Annotated in this window: 12 protein-coding genes; 4 read left to right on the top strand and 8 right to left on the bottom strand. The window is 67.2% G+C overall.

The window, feature by feature from the left end; all coding sequences use genetic code 11:
* Window positions 1-20: 20 nt before the first annotated feature.
* The 5 genes from rpoN to ACH0BU_RS06970 form a co-directional block, all read right to left on the bottom strand.
* Window positions 21-1,514: an RNA polymerase factor sigma-54 gene (gene rpoN / locus ACH0BU_RS06950; protein WP_314470868.1), complete on the bottom strand. Its 1,494-nt coding sequence runs from the start codon at window positions 1,512-1,514 to the stop codon at window positions 21-23.
* Between the two features lie 99 nt (window positions 1,515-1,613).
* On the bottom strand, window positions 1,614-2,390 hold the full coding sequence (gene lptB / locus ACH0BU_RS06955) for an LPS export ABC transporter ATP-binding protein (RefSeq protein ID WP_046409126.1): 777 nt from the start codon (window positions 2,388-2,390) through the stop codon (window positions 1,614-1,616).
* A 144-nt stretch (window positions 2,391-2,534) separates the two neighbouring features.
* Window positions 2,535-3,074: an LptA/OstA family protein gene (locus tag ACH0BU_RS06960; RefSeq protein ID WP_046409127.1), complete on the bottom strand. Its 540-nt coding sequence runs from the start codon at window positions 3,072-3,074 to the stop codon at window positions 2,535-2,537.
* A 5-nt stretch (window positions 3,075-3,079) separates the two neighbouring features.
* Window positions 3,080-3,718, bottom strand: coding sequence for an LPS export ABC transporter periplasmic protein LptC (gene lptC, locus ACH0BU_RS06965; protein ID WP_046409156.1), 639 nt, complete (start codon window positions 3,716-3,718; stop codon window positions 3,080-3,082).
* Between the two features lie 143 nt (window positions 3,719-3,861).
* Window positions 3,862-4,482, bottom strand: a complete 621-nt coding sequence (locus ACH0BU_RS06970; protein ID WP_125945180.1) for a ribonuclease D — start codon at window positions 4,480-4,482, stop codon at window positions 3,862-3,864.
* Window positions 4,483-4,764: 282 nt separating this feature from the next.
* On the opposite strand from ACH0BU_RS06970, the gene ACH0BU_RS06975 reads away from it, so the two are divergent.
* The 3 genes from ACH0BU_RS06975 (at window position 4,765) to ACH0BU_RS06985 (ending at window position 8,380) form a co-directional block, all read left to right on the top strand.
* Window positions 4,765-5,592: a cold-shock protein gene (locus tag ACH0BU_RS06975; protein WP_296220769.1), complete on the top strand. Its 828-nt coding sequence runs from the start codon at window positions 4,765-4,767 to the stop codon at window positions 5,590-5,592.
* Between the two features lie 281 nt (window positions 5,593-5,873).
* Window positions 5,874-7,694: a DUF885 domain-containing protein gene (locus ACH0BU_RS06980; RefSeq protein WP_500263878.1), complete on the top strand. Its 1,821-nt coding sequence runs from the start codon at window positions 5,874-5,876 to the stop codon at window positions 7,692-7,694.
* Window positions 7,695-7,699: 5 nt separating this feature from the next.
* On the top strand, window positions 7,700-8,380 hold the full coding sequence (locus tag ACH0BU_RS06985) for an HPP family protein (protein ID WP_046408448.1): 681 nt from the start codon (window positions 7,700-7,702) through the stop codon (window positions 8,378-8,380).
* A gap of 10 nt (window positions 8,381-8,390) precedes the next feature.
* Here the strand turns inward: ACH0BU_RS06985 and ACH0BU_RS06990 are convergent, their stop codons facing one another.
* The 3 genes from ACH0BU_RS06990 to ACH0BU_RS07000 form a co-directional block, all read right to left on the bottom strand.
* The gene (locus ACH0BU_RS06990; RefSeq protein ID WP_296220772.1) at window positions 8,391-9,113 is read right to left on the bottom strand and encodes a DsbA family protein; all 723 of its coding nucleotides are present in this window, start codon (window positions 9,111-9,113) and stop codon (window positions 8,391-8,393) included.
* Window positions 9,110-10,420 (bottom strand): M48 family metalloprotease, encoded by a 1,311-nt coding sequence (locus tag ACH0BU_RS06995; protein ID WP_046408445.1) that lies wholly within the window; start codon window positions 10,418-10,420, stop codon window positions 9,110-9,112. The genes ACH0BU_RS06990 and ACH0BU_RS06995 overlap by 4 nt, the downstream gene beginning before the upstream one ends.
* A gap of 184 nt (window positions 10,421-10,604) precedes the next feature.
* Window positions 10,605-13,352: an Rne/Rng family ribonuclease gene (locus ACH0BU_RS07000; RefSeq protein WP_500263879.1), complete on the bottom strand. Its 2,748-nt coding sequence runs from the start codon at window positions 13,350-13,352 to the stop codon at window positions 10,605-10,607.
* A gap of 456 nt (window positions 13,353-13,808) precedes the next feature.
* Between ACH0BU_RS07000 and ACH0BU_RS07005 the strand changes: the two genes are divergently transcribed.
* Window positions 13,809-15,053: an N-acetylmuramoyl-L-alanine amidase gene (locus tag ACH0BU_RS07005; protein ID WP_046408443.1), complete on the top strand. Its 1,245-nt coding sequence runs from the start codon at window positions 13,809-13,811 to the stop codon at window positions 15,051-15,053.
* Window positions 15,054-15,090 lie beyond the last annotated feature (37 nt).

The following is a 15,090-nucleotide window of genomic DNA, read 5'->3' on the forward strand; positions in this document are numbered from 1 at the left end:
CGGCGGCGGCCCCAGGGTGCTCAGCCGCCGCTGAGCGCCCGCTGGCGCCGCCGCTGCACCGAGCTGCCGATCCCCATTGCCTCGCGATATTTGGCGACGGTGCGGCGGGCGATATCGAAGCCCTTGGCGTTGAGCAGCTCGACGATCGTATCGTCGCTGAGGATCTTGGCGCCTTCATTGGCGATGAGGCCGCGGATCGCGCTTTTCACCGCTTCGGCGGACACGGCATCGCCGCCGTCGGCGGACTGGATCGCCGAGGTGAAGAAGTATTTGAGCTCGAACAGCCCGCGCGCGCAGCTGAGATATTTGTTCGACGTCACCCGGCTGACAGTCGATTCATGCATTTCGATCGCGTCGGCGACCTGCCGCAGCGTCAGCGGGCGAAGATGCGCGACGCCTTTCAGGAAGAACGCTTCCTGCTGGCGCACGATCTCGGTCGCGACGCGGATGATCGTCTTCTGCCGCTGGTCCAGCGCCTTCACCAGCCAGTTGGCGCTGGCCAGCATGTCGCCGAGCCACGCCTTGGAGGCCTTGTCCTGCGGACCCGACGACAGCTCTGCATGGTATCGCCGGTTGACCAGCACGCGCGGCAGGGTGGCGCTGTCGAGCTCCACGATCCAGCCGCCCCGTGTGCGGCGCACGTGGAGGTCGGGCGTCACCGCCTGCATCGGCTCCCCGCCGAAGCGGAGCCCGGGCTTCGGATCATAGCCGCGCAGCTCGCGGATCATGTCGGCCATGTCCTCGTCATCGACCTCGCAGATCCGCTTCAGCCGGGCGAGATCGCCGCGCGCGACGAGATCGAGGTTGTCGATCAGGCGCGCCATCGCGGGATCGTAGCGGTCGGCCTCTCGCGCCTGCAGCGCGATGCATTCGGCGAGGTTTCGGGCGCCGACGCCCGTGGGGTCGAAGGTGTGGATGACCCTCAACAGGCGCTCAACAGCCTCCAGCGGCACGCCCAGGCGGCTGGCCACGTCGGCGAGTTCGGTCGTCAGGTAACCCGCCTCGTCGATCAGATCGATCAGATGCTGGGCCACGAACAGGTCGCCGCCGCCAAGCACCTCGCCTGCCTGATACAGCAGGTGTTCGGTGAGCGATCGATCCCCGGCGGCAAGGGCATCGAGGTCAGGCCCGTCCTCCAGGCTGCCGCCCGTCGCGCCGGTGAGGCCGAGGCCGTCCCCCGCCGCGCGATCGCCGGTCATGCTATCGAGCGGGCTGTCGTCGAATCGCTCTGCCACGATGTCGACGTCGAGTGCCTCGCCAGCCGCTTCGCCCGAGAGGACGAGTTCGTCAGCCGGCGCCGGCTCGTCGCGGGGCGCTTCGGGCTCACGCTCCGGCACCGGCGCATCGTCCGCCGCGGGCAGCGCCTCCAGCAGCGGGTTCTTCTCCAGCTCCTCGACGATGACGCCTTCGATCTCGAGGTTCGACAGCGTCAGCAGCTTGATTGCCTGCTGCAGCTGCGGCGTCATCACCAGTGATTGCGACTGACGCAGGTCGAGGCGCGGCGCGAGGCTCATCTCGTGGCGGCGCCGCCGCAGGCACGCCCAAAGCTACCCTGGCCACGCGCGGTCCGGGCAGAACCCGGGACTGCGAGGAGAGGGACGGTCAGCATCGGCTCAGAGCGAGAATTCTTCGCCCAGATAGAGGCGGCGAACATTGGGATCGGCGACCAGATCCGCAGGGGCGCCGGAGAACAGCACCCGGCCGTCGTAGATGATGTAGCCGCGGTCGACGATTTCGAGCGTCTCACGCACATTGTGATCGGTGATGAGCACGCCGATCCCGCGGCTCTTGAGCTGTTTCACCAGCGCGCGGATGTCGGCGATCGACAGCGGGTCGATGCCGGCGAAGGGTTCGTCGAGCAGGATGATCGAGGGGTCGGCGGCCAGTGCCCGGGCGATTTCCGCCCGGCGCCGCTCACCGCCGGACAGCGCCATGGCCGGCGCATCACGCAGCCGGGTGAGGCCGAATTCGTCGAGCAGCCGGTCGAGCTTCTGCTGGCGCGCGGTGGCATCCGGCTCGTTCAGTTCGAGCACGGTCAGGATGTTCTTCTCGATCGTCAGGCCGCGAAAGATCGACGTTTCCTGCGGCAGGTAACCGAGGCCCAGGATCGCCCGCCGGTACATCGGCAGACCGGTGATATCCTCACCATCCAGCATGATGCGGCCCGCATCCGGCTTCACCAGCCCCATCACCGAATAGAAGCACGTCGTCTTGCCCGCGCCATTGGGGCCGAGCAGGCCGACCACTTCGCCGCGCCCGACCGACACCGACACGTCGCGCAGCACCGTGCGCTTGTCATAGGATTTCGCGATCGAGACGACCTGCAGGCCGTCGGAAATCGGCGCCTCGTGGACTGCTTCCACCTCTTCGAGTGTCGTGACCTCGTCCATCGCCTGTTCTTGCCTCGCCAATCGTTCCAGTGCCTCGTCAGTCGAATGGCAACTGGCAGGAATCATGCATCAGAAACATTCATCAGTGATGATGCATAATGCACGCGCAGAGGGAAACCCCCGATCGCGGCGGGTTGCTCCCGGTCAGTTCCGCTTCGGAACGGAGAAGGTGCCGGTGACGCGACCCGACGGCGCCGTCGTGACATTGCCCGAGCCGCTGCCGCCCCCGCGAACCGACGATCCGTCCATCACCGCGCGGCCGGTGTCGAGGTTGATCGTCAGGCGGCCGCCGTTCACGGTATTGGCGCCCTGCGTCAGCGAGACGCCGCCGATCATGGTGATGACGCGACGGTTCAGGTCATACACGGCGAACTGGCTGCGCGCCGTCTGATCAGGGCGACGCACGACGACCCCGCCCGATGCGTCCAGCCGCGATACCTGCGGGTTCCCGTCCACGATCTGGCCGGTGTAGTTCACCGTCATTCGCGCCGCGCTCAGCGACATTTCGGCCTGGCGAACCGACACATTGCCCAGCAGTACCGCGCGGTTGGCGCGATCCTGAAGCTCGATCGTGTCCGCCGCGAAGTCGATCGGCGCATTGGTATTGTGCCGCGTCTGAGCACCGGCCGTGGTCGCCAGCGGAGCGGTTGCCAGGCAAAGGGCGAGAAGGACCGGACGTGTCATGCGCGCTATCTCGCCCCTCGCGGGTTCACGCGCAAGCGGGCATTGCCGCGCAACGTGACGGTTCGCGCCTCCAGATCGGCATCGAGCCGGTCCGCGCTGAACGTTCCCTGCGATACCGTGCCGGTCACCGCGTCGCGCGAGCGCAGCTTGCGGGTTTTCAGGTCAACCTCGGCATCCTGGGTGTCGAGCGTGTAGTTGTTGGGTCCGCGAAAGGCGATCGGCCCGTCCACATTCACCCGCTCGCTTTCCATGTCGTAGCGGCCGCTGGGAGCGGTCAGCGATGCCGGGCCATCCTCCAGCCGGATGCGCGCGATCAGTTCGTTAAGCTGGACCACCGGTTCAGCCGAGCTGCGCTGCACCGCCGAGCCGGCGTCGAGCGTGAAGGGCTGGCCCTTGGCGTCGGAGCCGCGATATTGCGCCTTCTGGATCTTCAGCCGCTCCTTGGCGACCTCCACCTTGTTCTTGTCCAGAACGAACGACACGTCCCCAGCGCGCGTCAGCGGGGCCATCACCAGAAAGGCCGCCAGAACGCCGATCAGTACGGGCAGCAGCCAGTACATCACCGAGATCAACCGATCGTGCCGGCTGCCCGGTGCCGCCCAGCGCTGCCGCCTGGAGCGTTCCCGGATGGCTATTTCAGACATGCGTGACGCCATTCCCCTTGCCCGTCGCCGGTCGCCCGGCGGGCATCAAACGCGACGAGCGCCCAAAAAGCCGCAGTCCCGCCTTGCTTCGTGCCAACACGGCGCGCTCAGGCGCCGCGCCGCCATCACAAGCGGGGTGTGGCTCAGGCATGGGCGAAGATGTCGGTTTCCGGCCAGCCGGCGAGATCAAGCTCGGCACGGTGCGGCAGGAAGTCGAAGCAAGCCTGCGCCAGCGCCGTGCGACCCTCGCGGGCGAGTCGCCGATCCAGTTCCTCGCGCAGGCGATGGAGGTAGCGCACGTCCGAGGCGGCATATTCACGCTGCGCGTCGTTCAGGTCGGGACCGCCCCAGTCGGACGATTGCTGCTGCTTGGAAATGTCCTGCCCCAGCAATTCGCGAACCAGCTCCTTCAGGCCATGCCGGTCGGTGTAGGTGCGCACCAGGCGCGAGGCGATCTTGGTGCAATAGACCGGGGCCGCGACAATCCCCATGTAGTGGCGGATCGCCGCGATATCGAAACGGCCGAAATGGTAGAGCTTGAGCCGCGCCGGATCGGCGAGCGCCGCCCGCAGATGGGGGGCGGCATAATCGGACCCGGGGTTGAACCGCACCAGATGCTCATCGCCGGTGCCGTCGGAAATCTGCACCAGGCACAACCGGTCACGCGGCGTGATGAGCCCCATGGTTTCGGTGTCGACGGCAAGCGGGGCACCCGGAACGAACACATCGCCCGGCAGGTCTTCTTCATGAAAATATACGGCCATCGTGATGCCCTAGCGCGGCGCGCCAAAAGGCTCAACAACACACCGTAGCGCTCACATTCTGCAGAAAATCCAGCGACGGGCTGTGCCTTCAACGCGACAGTTGCGCAATGATCGCAGCGTAATACTTGTTTTTGGTGACGATTCTATTCGCGGTAGGTGCGCGGATGCGCTATGACGAGTCTCGTGGCGCATCAGCTTTCGCGTCACGGAGCTCCGCGCCGGCCGTCCATCGCGCGGATCTTGAACGATTTTGCGGGCGGAGCGGGAAGACGAACAGGGTTTATGGGTTACGACAAAGGTGGCCGCGGCAATCGTGGCGGACGCGGGCGCGACAAGCGCGATGACTTCGGCGGCGGCGATTTCGGCGGCGACTTCGGTGGCGGTGGTTTTGGCGGCGGCGGTTTCGGCGGCGACCGTGGTGGTTTCGGTGGTGATCGCGGCGGCTTCGGTGGCGGCGGCGGTGGCTTCCGTGGCGGCGGTGGCGGCTTCGGCGGCGGCGGCTTCGGCGGCGGCGGCGGCGGTGGTTTCCGCGGCGGCGGCGGTGGCGGCTTTGGCGGTGGTAACCGCATGCCGCCGCAGGTCGTCGGCGAGGGTACCGGCGTGGTCAAGTTCTTCAACGCGCAGAAGGGCTTTGGCTTCGTGGTCCGCGATGACGGCGGCGAAGACGTCTTCGTTCACATCTCCGCGGTCGAGCAGGCCGGCCTGACGGGCCTTGCCGAAGGTCAGCCGCTTGGCTTCACCCTCGTCGATCGTGGCGGCCGCATCTCGGCGACCGACCTCAAGATCGAGGGCGAGCCGATGCCGGTGACCGAGCGCGCACCGCGCGAGGGCGGCTTCGGTGCCGAGCGCGCGCCGCGTGCCGGCGGTGCTGGCGCCCCGCAGCGTCAGCTGACGGGCGAGAAGGCGACCGGAACGGTCAAGTTCTTCAACGCGATGAAGGGCTTCGGTTTCATCCAGCGCGATGATGGCCAGCCGGATGCCTTCGTGCACATCTCTGCTGTCGAGCGTGCCGGCATGTCGAGCCTGAACGAGGGCGATCGCCTGTCGTTCGAGATCGAAGTTGATCGTCGCGGCAAGTATGCAGCGGTCAACCTGTCGACGTCGAGCTAACACCCCGCTTCTGCCATAGGAGAGGGAAGGGCCGTCCGGGGCAACCGGGCGGCCCATTTTCGTTTGCGCCTTCCCCCTCGGTGCGGCGTACGACTCAGATGGCGCTCCGGATGAGTGGAGCGACGAGCGGGTCGTTCTGCCTGGGTCCCGCCATATCTTCCCCCGAGAATCGGGAGGCGATCCCCGGATCCGGCGATGCGAGCGATTGTATGACCCGCGACCATTGCCGCGGTGGGGGGACAGGCTCTAGGTGACGCGCAGCCCCATCGAAAGGTCGTCTGTTGCGCCTCGTCCTCCCGCTTCTGCTGTCTGTCGCTATTCCCACGCTCGCCATCGCTCAGACCAGCCCCGCCGCGGCCCCGCGGGCTGCTGCGCCCCCCGCTGCACAGGCGGCGGAAGGTGCAAAGCTGCGCCGCCTGTTCGAGGAGAGCAACGAGGCGGCGTTGCGTCGCAACCCGATCGAAGCAATCTCGCGCGGCGACCTGCGCTACGCCAACCGCCTCGGCGACTATTACACCCGCGCCTATGACGAGGCTGAACGCCAGGCGCTGGTCGACGATCTGAACGCGCTGCGGAAGATTGACCGTTCCAAGCTGGGTACCGTCGACCGCATCGCCTACGACGTTTTCGAGAGCGATCGCGCGCGTGACCTGAAGGCGTTTGATCCTGCCTTGCGCCGGATCAGCGACGTCCTGCCGATCAACCACTTTCGCGGCTTTCAGACCTTCTACCCGGAGTTCGCCTCGGGTCAGGGGGCTGCTCCGTTCAAGACGACCGAGGATTACGACAACAATCTGAAGCGCAACGCGCAATATGCGGCGTTGGTTGATCGCATGATCGTGCGTGCCCGCGAGGGCATGGCGCAGGGCATCATGCCGCCGCGCCTGGTGGTGCAGAATGTGATCGGGCAGCTCGACAATCTGCTCGCGCCGTCGGTCGAGGAATCCTTGTTCTACGAGCCGGTGACCAAGTTCCCCGATGCGGTGCGCGCGGCGGATCGTACGCGGCTGACGGCGGCTTATGCCAAGCAAGTGCGCGACGTGCTGAACCCGGCCCATCAGCGCCTGCGCGCGTTCCTGCAGCAGGAATATCTGCCCAAGGCGCGCGACACGATCGGCACCTCTGCATTGCCCGGTGGCGCCGCTTATTATGACTATCTGATCGAGAGCAACACGACCCTGCCGCTGAAGGCGGAGGAGGTGCATCAGCTGGGCCTGCGCGAAGTGGCGCGGATCCTGGCGGAGATGGAAAAGCAGAAGGACCGCGCCGGTTTTCAGGGCAGCCTTCCGCAATTCTTCCAGCATCTGAGGACCGATGCGCGCTTCCAGCCCAAGTCGGCGGAAGAGATCGCGGCGGGCTATGCCGAGATCGGCAAGAAGGTTGACGCGCGGGTGCGCGAGCAGTTCGCGCTGATCCCGGAAACGCCGCTCGACATCCGGCCGGTGCCGGCTTTCCGCGAGAAGACCGCCGCCGCCGGCTCCTACCAGTCGGGGACGCCCGACGGTTCGCGTCCGGGCATCTTCTATTACAACACTTATGATCTGGCGAACCGTTATCTCTGGGGCATGGAGACGCTGTACCTGCACGAGGCGGTCCCCGGTCACCATTTCCAGATCAGCCTGGCCCAGGAAAACGAGAGCCTTCCCGCCTTCATGCGCTTTGGTGGCAACACGGCCTTTGTTGAGGGCTGGGGCCTCTATGCCGAGACGCTCTATCCCGAACTGGGCGTCGAGACCGATCCCTACCAGCGGATGGGCGGGCTAAACGACGAGATGCTGCGCGCGATGCGGCTGGTGGTCGATACCGGCATCCACGCCAAGGGTTGGACGCGCGAGCAGGCGATCCGCTACATGATCGACAATTCGCCGATGCCGGAGAGCGACGCGACGGCAGAGGTCGAGCGGTACATCGCCATCCCCGGACAGGCGCTTGCGTACAAGATCGGGCAGCTGACGATGTTGCGGCTGAAGGCGGACGCGAAGCAGAAGCTGGGTGCGAAGTTCGACCCGCGCGGCTTCCACGCGACGCTGCTGGATACCGGCGCGCTGCCCATGCCGGTGTTGGAGCGCAAAGTCGCCGACTGGATCGCCAGCCAGCGCTGACCGGCATGGCGATCTTCCACGCAATCCTTGCCGGCGGGACATTGCGCGACCGTTTGGTGGCGAGCGCCGGCGGCGTGATCGGCATCGGGCTGACCGGGGCGCTGGCGCTTGCGCTGCTTCACCCGGTCGGCCTGAGCCCCTGGCTGGTTGCCCCGATGGGGGCGGCAGCGGTGCTGGTGTTCGCGGTCCCGGCGAGCCCGCTGGCGCAGCCATGGCCGGTGATTGGCGGCAACACCATCTCAGCGTTCGTCGGCGTCACGGCGGCCAAGCTGATCCCCGATGTGGCGCTGGCCGCCGGGGTGGCGGTGGGCGGCGCGATCCTGATCATGTCGCTGTGCCGCTGCCTACACCCGCCTGGCGGCGCGGCCGCCCTGACGGCGGTGGTGGGTGGCCCCGTGGTGCTGTCCACCGGATACTGGTTCGCGGTGGTGCCGGTGGGGCTGAACGCCGTGCTGCTGACGCTGGCGGCCGTCGCCTTTCACCGTTTTTCCGGTCATTCCTACCCGCACCGGCCGCCGGCGGTCGTCCAGCATGGCGCGCCGGACCGGGAGGATGTCGACCGCGCGCTCGAGGATCTGAGCGAAACCTATGACATCGATCGCGAGGATCTGACGTTTCTGGTGCAGCGGGCGGTCCATCATGCCGCCGTCCGGCGAGCAGCGCCGCAACAGCGCCGCACGCGGTAGGCCGCTTCGGCTATTTTCCGCGCGCGCGGGCCGCGGCGACGGCGTCCTGCAGGCGGTCGAGCGGCAGCGCTCCGGACAGGACGCGGTCGCCCACCACCCAGGCCGGGGTGCCGGAAATGCCGAGCTTTGTCGCAAGGCCGATGTTGCCGGCGATCTCGGTATCGGCGTCGTCCGGGATCTTGCCGAGATCGACGCCGGCCGTGCGTGCCGCCGCGGCGATGCTGTCGGCGGTGACCGGCCCGGCGGCGTAAAGTGCATTGTGGAACGGCACGAACCGGCCCTGTGCGGCCGCCGCCAGCGATGCTCTGGCCGCATCCCGGCTTTCTTCGGCCAGAATGGGAAGCTCGCGGAAAACGACCCGCACCTTCGGGTCGCGTTCAATCAATTGTTCGATGATCGGAAGGCTCGCGCGGCAGTAACCGCAATTGTAGTCGAAGAATTCGACCAGGGTGACGTCGCCATCGGGATTGCCCATCACGGCGCCCTTGTACGGCGTCTCGATGCGCGAGCGATCGGCCGCGATCGCCTTTTCGCCTTCGCGTTCCTGCAGGCGCTGCATGGCCTGGGGGATGATTTCCGGGTTGGCGAGCACATAGTCGCGCACGATCTGTTCGACCCGGCTGCGGTCAGCGCCGGAGAGTTCGCCGGGAACAGCCCGTTCGGCGAGCCACATGCCGCCAGCGCCGAAAGCGGCGCCGAGCACCACGAGAAGCAGCAATTGAAGGCGGTTCATCGACGCTTCTTCTTGCCGTCTTCGAGTGCGTGCTGAGAAGTCATCGAGATATCCTGTGCCCGGATCCAGTCCGGCGTGTTCTGGGGAATGCCGCCCATCGCATAGCCGGCGCTGATCGCGGCCGTCCGGGCGTCGCCCATCATGCTGGCGCGTTCGGCGGTGGCGAGGGCGGCGCGGGCGGGATCGCCCATGCGGTCATAGACGGTGCCGAGCTGCTGCCAGGCGAAAGGGTTCTGATCGTCGCGCGCGACCGCGATGCGCAGCACCTTCTTCGCCTCGTCGTAATTGGCCTTGTCCTCGGTCGCGATCAGCGCGTGGCCGAAGGTGGTGGCGATCAGCGGATTGGTGCGCGAGCCTTCGGTGGCGGCGCGCAGCGGGGCCAGCGCCTCGGTCGGCTTGCCCGCCTCGAGCAGGATTTGGCCCTTGATCTCGAGGAAATAGGGATCGGTCGGCTTTGCCTGCACCAGTGCATCCGCCTCCGCATCAGCCTTCTCGGGGAAGCCGCCGCGATGATAGGCATAGGCGCGCGCATAATGCGCGTAGATGGTCTGGTTGCTCTCCGGATATTTCTGCAGCGCCTGGGCGGGCGGCAGGAGATAGCCGTCGAGCTTTGCCTGCACCCGCTTGAACCGTTCCTCCCAATCCTGGTTGAGCGGCTTGTTCCAGGCGGGTGACGCCTGCAGCGATTCGGAGATGGCGGCGATACGCTCCGACGAGACGGGGTGGCTGAGCATATACTCAACCTTGCGCGTGATGCCGTAGCGATATTCGAGCTGCTGCATCGTCTTGAAGAAGTTGAGATACCCCTTGCCGCTGATGCCGGCGCCGTTGAGGTATTTGACGCCGGCGGCGTCGGTGGACGCTTCCTGCTGGCGCGAGAAGGACAGGTATTTGCCGACGGCGGCCTGCTGGCCAGCGGCGAGGAGCCCGGCGCCGGCCTCGCCCGCGCCCGCCGCCATTGCCGCGAGGCCGAGCACCATCGACAGGATCGTGATGCCGGTCGCTTCCTGATAGCCGCGGCCGGCGAGCGTGACGTGCCCGCCGGTGATGTGGCCCAGTTCGTGCGCGATGACGCCCTGCACTTCGTTGGCAGTCTTTGCCGCCTGCAGCGTGCCGGAGTGGACATAGACGATCTGGCCCCCGGCAACGAAGGCGTTGATCGAATCGTCATTGACCAGGACGACGCGAACGTCGCTCGGCGACAGGCCCGCGGCGGTGACCAGCGGCGCCGTCATGTCATGCAGGAGCGATTCGGTTTCGGCGTCGCGCAGGATCGACTGCGCCTGAGCCGGCTGTGCCAGCACCATGCAGGCAAGCGTGGCAGCGGCGGCGAGCCGAAGGGCAGACAGGCGGCGCGGGGCGGGAGCGCGACGTGCGGTCGCGTCGCCGCCCGCAGCCTGTTGCTGGGTAGGAACAGCCATGCGCCGGACCCATGCCGATGGCGTCTGAACCATCGCTGAAGCCCGGCGCATCACTGTCCTCACCCGATCGTCATGCGCCGAAGGTGCGCTGCCACCAGCCACGCCGCGGCGTCGCCTCTGCGGCGGCCTCTTCGTTTCCCTCGGCAGCCTCGTCGGCCGGCGCTGCGCCATCCGGGCCGCTGCCCGGAACGGCGGCTTCCTCGGTCGCCTGCGGCGGCGGCAGATCGGCGGAGGGCACGTCCACCACCGGCACGTCGGCCTTCTTGCGGCGGGTGCGCTTCGGCTTGGCCGGCGCCTCTTCGGCAGCCGGGGCCTCGGGCGGTGCCGCTTCGGCAGCGTCGGCGGCTGGTGCCGCGGCATCGGCCTTCTTGCGGCGCGTACGCTTCGGCTTGGCCGGTGCCTCTTCCGCGGGAGCGGCCTCTTCGGCGGCCGGCGCGATCGCCTCGATGCCCGGGGTCGGGATCGGTGCGGCGTCTTCCGCGGCCGGTGCGGCCTCGACCGGTGCCTCGATGGCCTTCTTTGCGCGCGGACGACGGCGCGTCTTGGGCGCGGCTTCGGCGACCGGCTGCTCAGGCTCGACCGCGACCGGCGCTGCCTCGACGACGGCGGGCGCCTCTTCCGGTGCTTCCTCGGTCGCTACCGGAGCCTCGACCGACGCGGCGTCCTGCTGGTCGCCGTTTTCGGCACCGGCATGCTGGCCATCACCATTCTCACGGCGACGGCGACGTCCACGACGGTTGCGGCGGCGGCGTCCACCCTCGCCCTCGCCATCGTGCGACGTCTCAGCGGCTGCCTCGAAGGCCTCGCCCTCGTCATCCGCCTCGACCGGCTCGTCTTCGGCAAGGTCGGCGTTGGAGGCAGGCACCTCGATCGCCTCGTCGGCGCCCTCGGCATGTTCGCTGCCTTCGCCACCCGAGCGGCCGCGGCGACCACGGCGGCGGCGGCGCTTGCGACCACCCTCGCGCGGTTCATCGCCACGATCTTCCGAGGAGCGCGGCGCCTCGTCCTCGACGAGCACCTCGTCTTCCTCTTCCTCGATCTCCTCGGGGATATCCTCCTCGATTTCCTCGACGGGGGGATCGAACTTGGGCGCATAGGCCGGCGGCGGGCCGGAGGCGATGACCTCCATGCGGGCGCCTTCCTGCTCGCCGTCGGGCAGGATCTCGACCGTCACGCCGTAGCGATCCTCGATCTCGGCAATGTCGGCGCGCTTGCGGTTGAGCACGTACACCGCCGCCTCGACGCTGGCGCGCAGCGTCAGGATCGAGCCGCGGCCGCGCGCGGCCTCGTCCTCGATCAGGCGAAGCGCGCTGAGGCCGGCCGACGAGGCGGTGCGGACGAGGCCGGTGCCTTCGCAATGCGGGCAGGGGCGGGTGGACGCTTCGAGCACGCCGGTGCGCAGGCGCTGGCGGCTCATTTCCATCAGGCCGAAGCTGGAGATGCGGCCGACCTGGATGCGGGCGCGATCGTTCTTCAGCGCCTCCTTCATCGCCTTCTCGACCTTCCGGACATTGGAATTGTTGTCCATGTCGATGAAGTCGATGACGACGAGGCCGGCCATGTCGCGCAAGCGCAGCTGGCGGGCGATTTCCTGCGCCGCCTCAAGGTTCGTCGCGGTCGCCGTCTGCTCGATATTATGCTCGCGCGTCGACCGGCCGGAGTTGATGTCGATCGAGACCAAAGCCTCGGTCGGGTTGATGACGAGGTAACCGCCCGACTTCAGCTGCACCACCGGGTGGTACATGGCGGCGAGCTGATCCTCGACATGGCAGCGCTGGAACAGCGGGATGGGATCGCTGTAATGCCTCACCCGCTTCGCGTGGCTGGGCATCAGCAGGCGCATGAATTCCTTCGCCTGGCGATAGCCGTCGTTGCCCTCGACGATGACCTCGTCGATGTCCTTGTTGTAGATGTCGCGGATCGCGCGCTTGATGAGATCGCTGTCGCCATAGATGAGCGCCGGCGCCGCGCTGGTCAGCGTCTTTTCGCGGATCCCGTCCCACAGGCGGGCGAGGTAATCGAAGTCGCGCTTGATCTCGGTGCGGGTGCGGCTGAGGCCCGCGGTGCGCACGATGCAGCCCATCGAGGGCGGCAGCTCGAGCTCGGCCATGATCGACTTCAGGCGCTTGCGATCGGACGAATTGCTGATCTTCCGGCTGATGCCGCCGCCGTGCGACGTGTTGGGCATCAGCACGCAATAGCGGCCGGCGAGCGACAGATAGGTGGTCAGCGCCGCGCCCTTGTTGCCGCGCTCTTCCTTCACGACCTGGACCAGCAGCACCTGGCGGCGGCGGATCACGTCCTGAATCTTGTAGCGGCGGCGCAGGTTCATGCGACGCTGGCGCAGCGCCTCGACCTGATCGTCGTTGATGCCGGTGGTCGGGGCCGGGGCGCCTTCGCCCTCCTCGCCCTCAACGGCGTCGAGATCGCCGGCGTCGTCGCCATGCGCATCGTCGACATCGTCATGGATGTCGCCGTCTTCATCCTCGGCCGCTTCCTGCTCGGCGCGCAGCTTCGCTTCCTCGGCGGCATGCTCCGCCTCCTCGCGCAGCAGCGCCTCGCGATCCTCCTTGGGGATCTGGTAATAATCGGGATGGATTTCGGAGAAGGCGAGGAAGCCGTGGCGGTTGCCGCCGTAATCGACGAACGCTGCCTGCAGCGACGGCTCAACGCGCGTCACCTTGGCAAGATAGATATTCCCCTTGAGCTGCTTGCGCTCGGCACTCTCGAAATCAAATTCTTCGATGCGATTTCCCTTGACGACGGCCACGCGGGTTTCCTCCCGGTGGCGTGCGTCGATCAGCATGCGCATGGTCATTAGTACGTCTCCACGCGCGCCTCACGCCGCCGGACGGCGGGGGCGCGCGATGATGAATCGGTGCCGGCGCAGTCTGGCCGGGCACGCGGATGGTGGTGGACTGTGCCTTCGTCTGCCGCGCATGGCCGGGCGACACGCCCTGGACCGCTTCCACGCCCGCGCCGCCGGCGAAGGCCGGTCGGAACTGCGGTGCGGGGATATGCAACATGCAAACGTCAACCTGATGGCCCGCACCGGCGCGAATGCCGGCTGGGCGGTGGGTCGGAGGCGGGCGCAATAGGCGACCGCACGCCGATCAATTCAGGAGGTAGCAACTAAGTCATCCTTCGGCAACCGGAACAAGATTGCCGACCGGTCGGCAATAACTTGCCGAACGCGGCGTTAACCGTGGTATGAAACGGTGCCTTGAGAAGCGGCGATTATCCCGACCCGACAGGGAAGAAGGGTTTGCGTACCATGGCTTTTCGCTGGACCGAGAAGCGGCCGGCACGGCATGTACGAGGTATGTCGGTGTTGTTCGCGTTATTTGCCGGCCTGTTGCCGGCCCTGCCCGCGTGGGCGGCACGGGTGGAGCGTGTCGAGGTCGGCGACGACCGGATCACCATCCGCTTTGACGAAGCGGTGCGTGGCGCCTCTAGTTTCATTCTGGATGGACCGCAGCGGATCGCGATCGATATTGATGGCGCGCGGCCGGGCGGGCCGAGCCGCGGCAATGGCGCGGTGACGGCGGTCCGGCAGGGGTGGCGCGGCGCGGATGGCGCGCGCGTGGTGCTGGATCTGGCGCAGCCGATGATCGTGACCAAGGGGTCGTTCGACGACGAGGGGCGCAAGCTGGAACTGTCGCTGCGCGAGGTCGACGGGCGGCGCTTCACCGCGGCGAGCGCGGCCTCTCCGCTGAGCTTCCTGCCGTTCGGCTGGGGAGAATCGCGGCCCAAGTACAAGGTCAGCGTTCCCGTTCCGAAGGCAAAGAAGGCCGTGCTGCCGCGGGTGCAGGGCGATGACAGCCGCCCGCTGGTGGTGATCGACGCGGGACATGGCGGCAATGATCCGGGCGCGATCAACCCGGAAACGGGGCTGCGCGAGAAGGACCTGACGCTGAAGATCGCCAAGGCGATCCGCGACGAACTGCTCGATTCGGGGCGGGTGCGGGTCGCGCTGACGCGGGATGACGACCGCTATATCCTGCATCGCGAGCGGTTCGGCATCGCGCGGCGGCTGGGCGCGGATCTGTTCATTTCGGTGCATTGCGACAGCGCGGGCAATGTCGAGGCGACCGGCGCGACCGCCTATACGCTGTCTGACGTCGCGTCCGACAAGGAAGCGGCGCGGCTGGCCGCGCGCGAGAACAAGGCGGACATCATCGCCGGCGTCAATCTGGACGAGGATTCCGACGTCTCGTCGATCCTGATCGACCTGACGCAGCGCGAGACGATGAACGCATCGGCCGGCTTTGCCCGGTTGCTGGGGCGCGAGGCCAAGCCGTTGATCCCGACCAAGCAGAATTTCCATCGCATGGCATCGCTGCTGGTGCTGAAGGCGCCGGACATGCCGTCGGTGCTGTTCGAGACGGGCTATATCTCCAACGCGCAGGACGCCGCCTTCCTCGACAGCCGCGAGGGGCGCGAGCGGGTGGCGCAGAGCGTGCGGCGCGCGGTGGAGGTGTATTTCGCGCGGCGCATGACGCAGACGGCGGCGCGCTGATCACCGTCGCAGGCGCCCGCATTGTCGTAGTTTTCCG

This window comes from Sphingomonas olei (assembly GCF_045369765.1).
GTDB lineage: Bacteria > Pseudomonadota > Alphaproteobacteria > Sphingomonadales > Sphingomonadaceae > Sphingomonas > Sphingomonas panaciterrae.

Excerpts from the sequence above, each read along its gene's own strand:
- ACH0BU_RS06960 (WP_046409127.1), bottom strand. The coding sequence starts at position 3,074 with ATGACACGTCCGGTCCTTCTCGCCCTTTGCCTGGCAACCGCTCCGCTG.
- lptB (WP_046409126.1), bottom strand. The coding sequence starts at position 2,390 with ATGGACGAGGTCACGACACTCGAAGAGGTGGAAGCAGTCCACGAGGCG.
- lptC (WP_046409156.1), bottom strand. The coding sequence starts at position 3,718 with ATGTCTGAAATAGCCATCCGGGAACGCTCCAGGCGGCAGCGCTGGGCG.
- ACH0BU_RS06985 (WP_046408448.1), top strand. The coding sequence starts at position 7,700 with ATGGCGATCTTCCACGCAATCCTTGCCGGCGGGACATTGCGCGACCGT.
- ACH0BU_RS06970 (WP_125945180.1), bottom strand. The coding sequence starts at position 4,482 with ATGGCCGTATATTTTCATGAAGAAGACCTGCCGGGCGATGTGTTCGTT.
- rpoN (WP_314470868.1), bottom strand. The coding sequence starts at position 1,514 with ATGAGCCTCGCGCCGCGCCTCGACCTGCGTCAGTCGCAATCACTGGTG.
- ACH0BU_RS07000 (WP_500263879.1), bottom strand. The coding sequence starts at position 13,352 with ATGACCATGCGCATGCTGATCGACGCACGCCACCGGGAGGAAACCCGC.
- ACH0BU_RS06995 (WP_046408445.1), bottom strand. The coding sequence starts at position 10,420 with ATGGTGCTGGCACAGCCGGCTCAGGCGCAGTCGATCCTGCGCGACGCC.
- ACH0BU_RS07005 (WP_046408443.1), top strand. The coding sequence starts at position 13,809 with ATGGCTTTTCGCTGGACCGAGAAGCGGCCGGCACGGCATGTACGAGGT.
- ACH0BU_RS06975 (WP_296220769.1), top strand. The coding sequence starts at position 4,765 with ATGGGTTACGACAAAGGTGGCCGCGGCAATCGTGGCGGACGCGGGCGC.
- ACH0BU_RS06990 (WP_296220772.1), bottom strand. The coding sequence starts at position 9,113 with ATGAACCGCCTTCAATTGCTGCTTCTCGTGGTGCTCGGCGCCGCTTTC.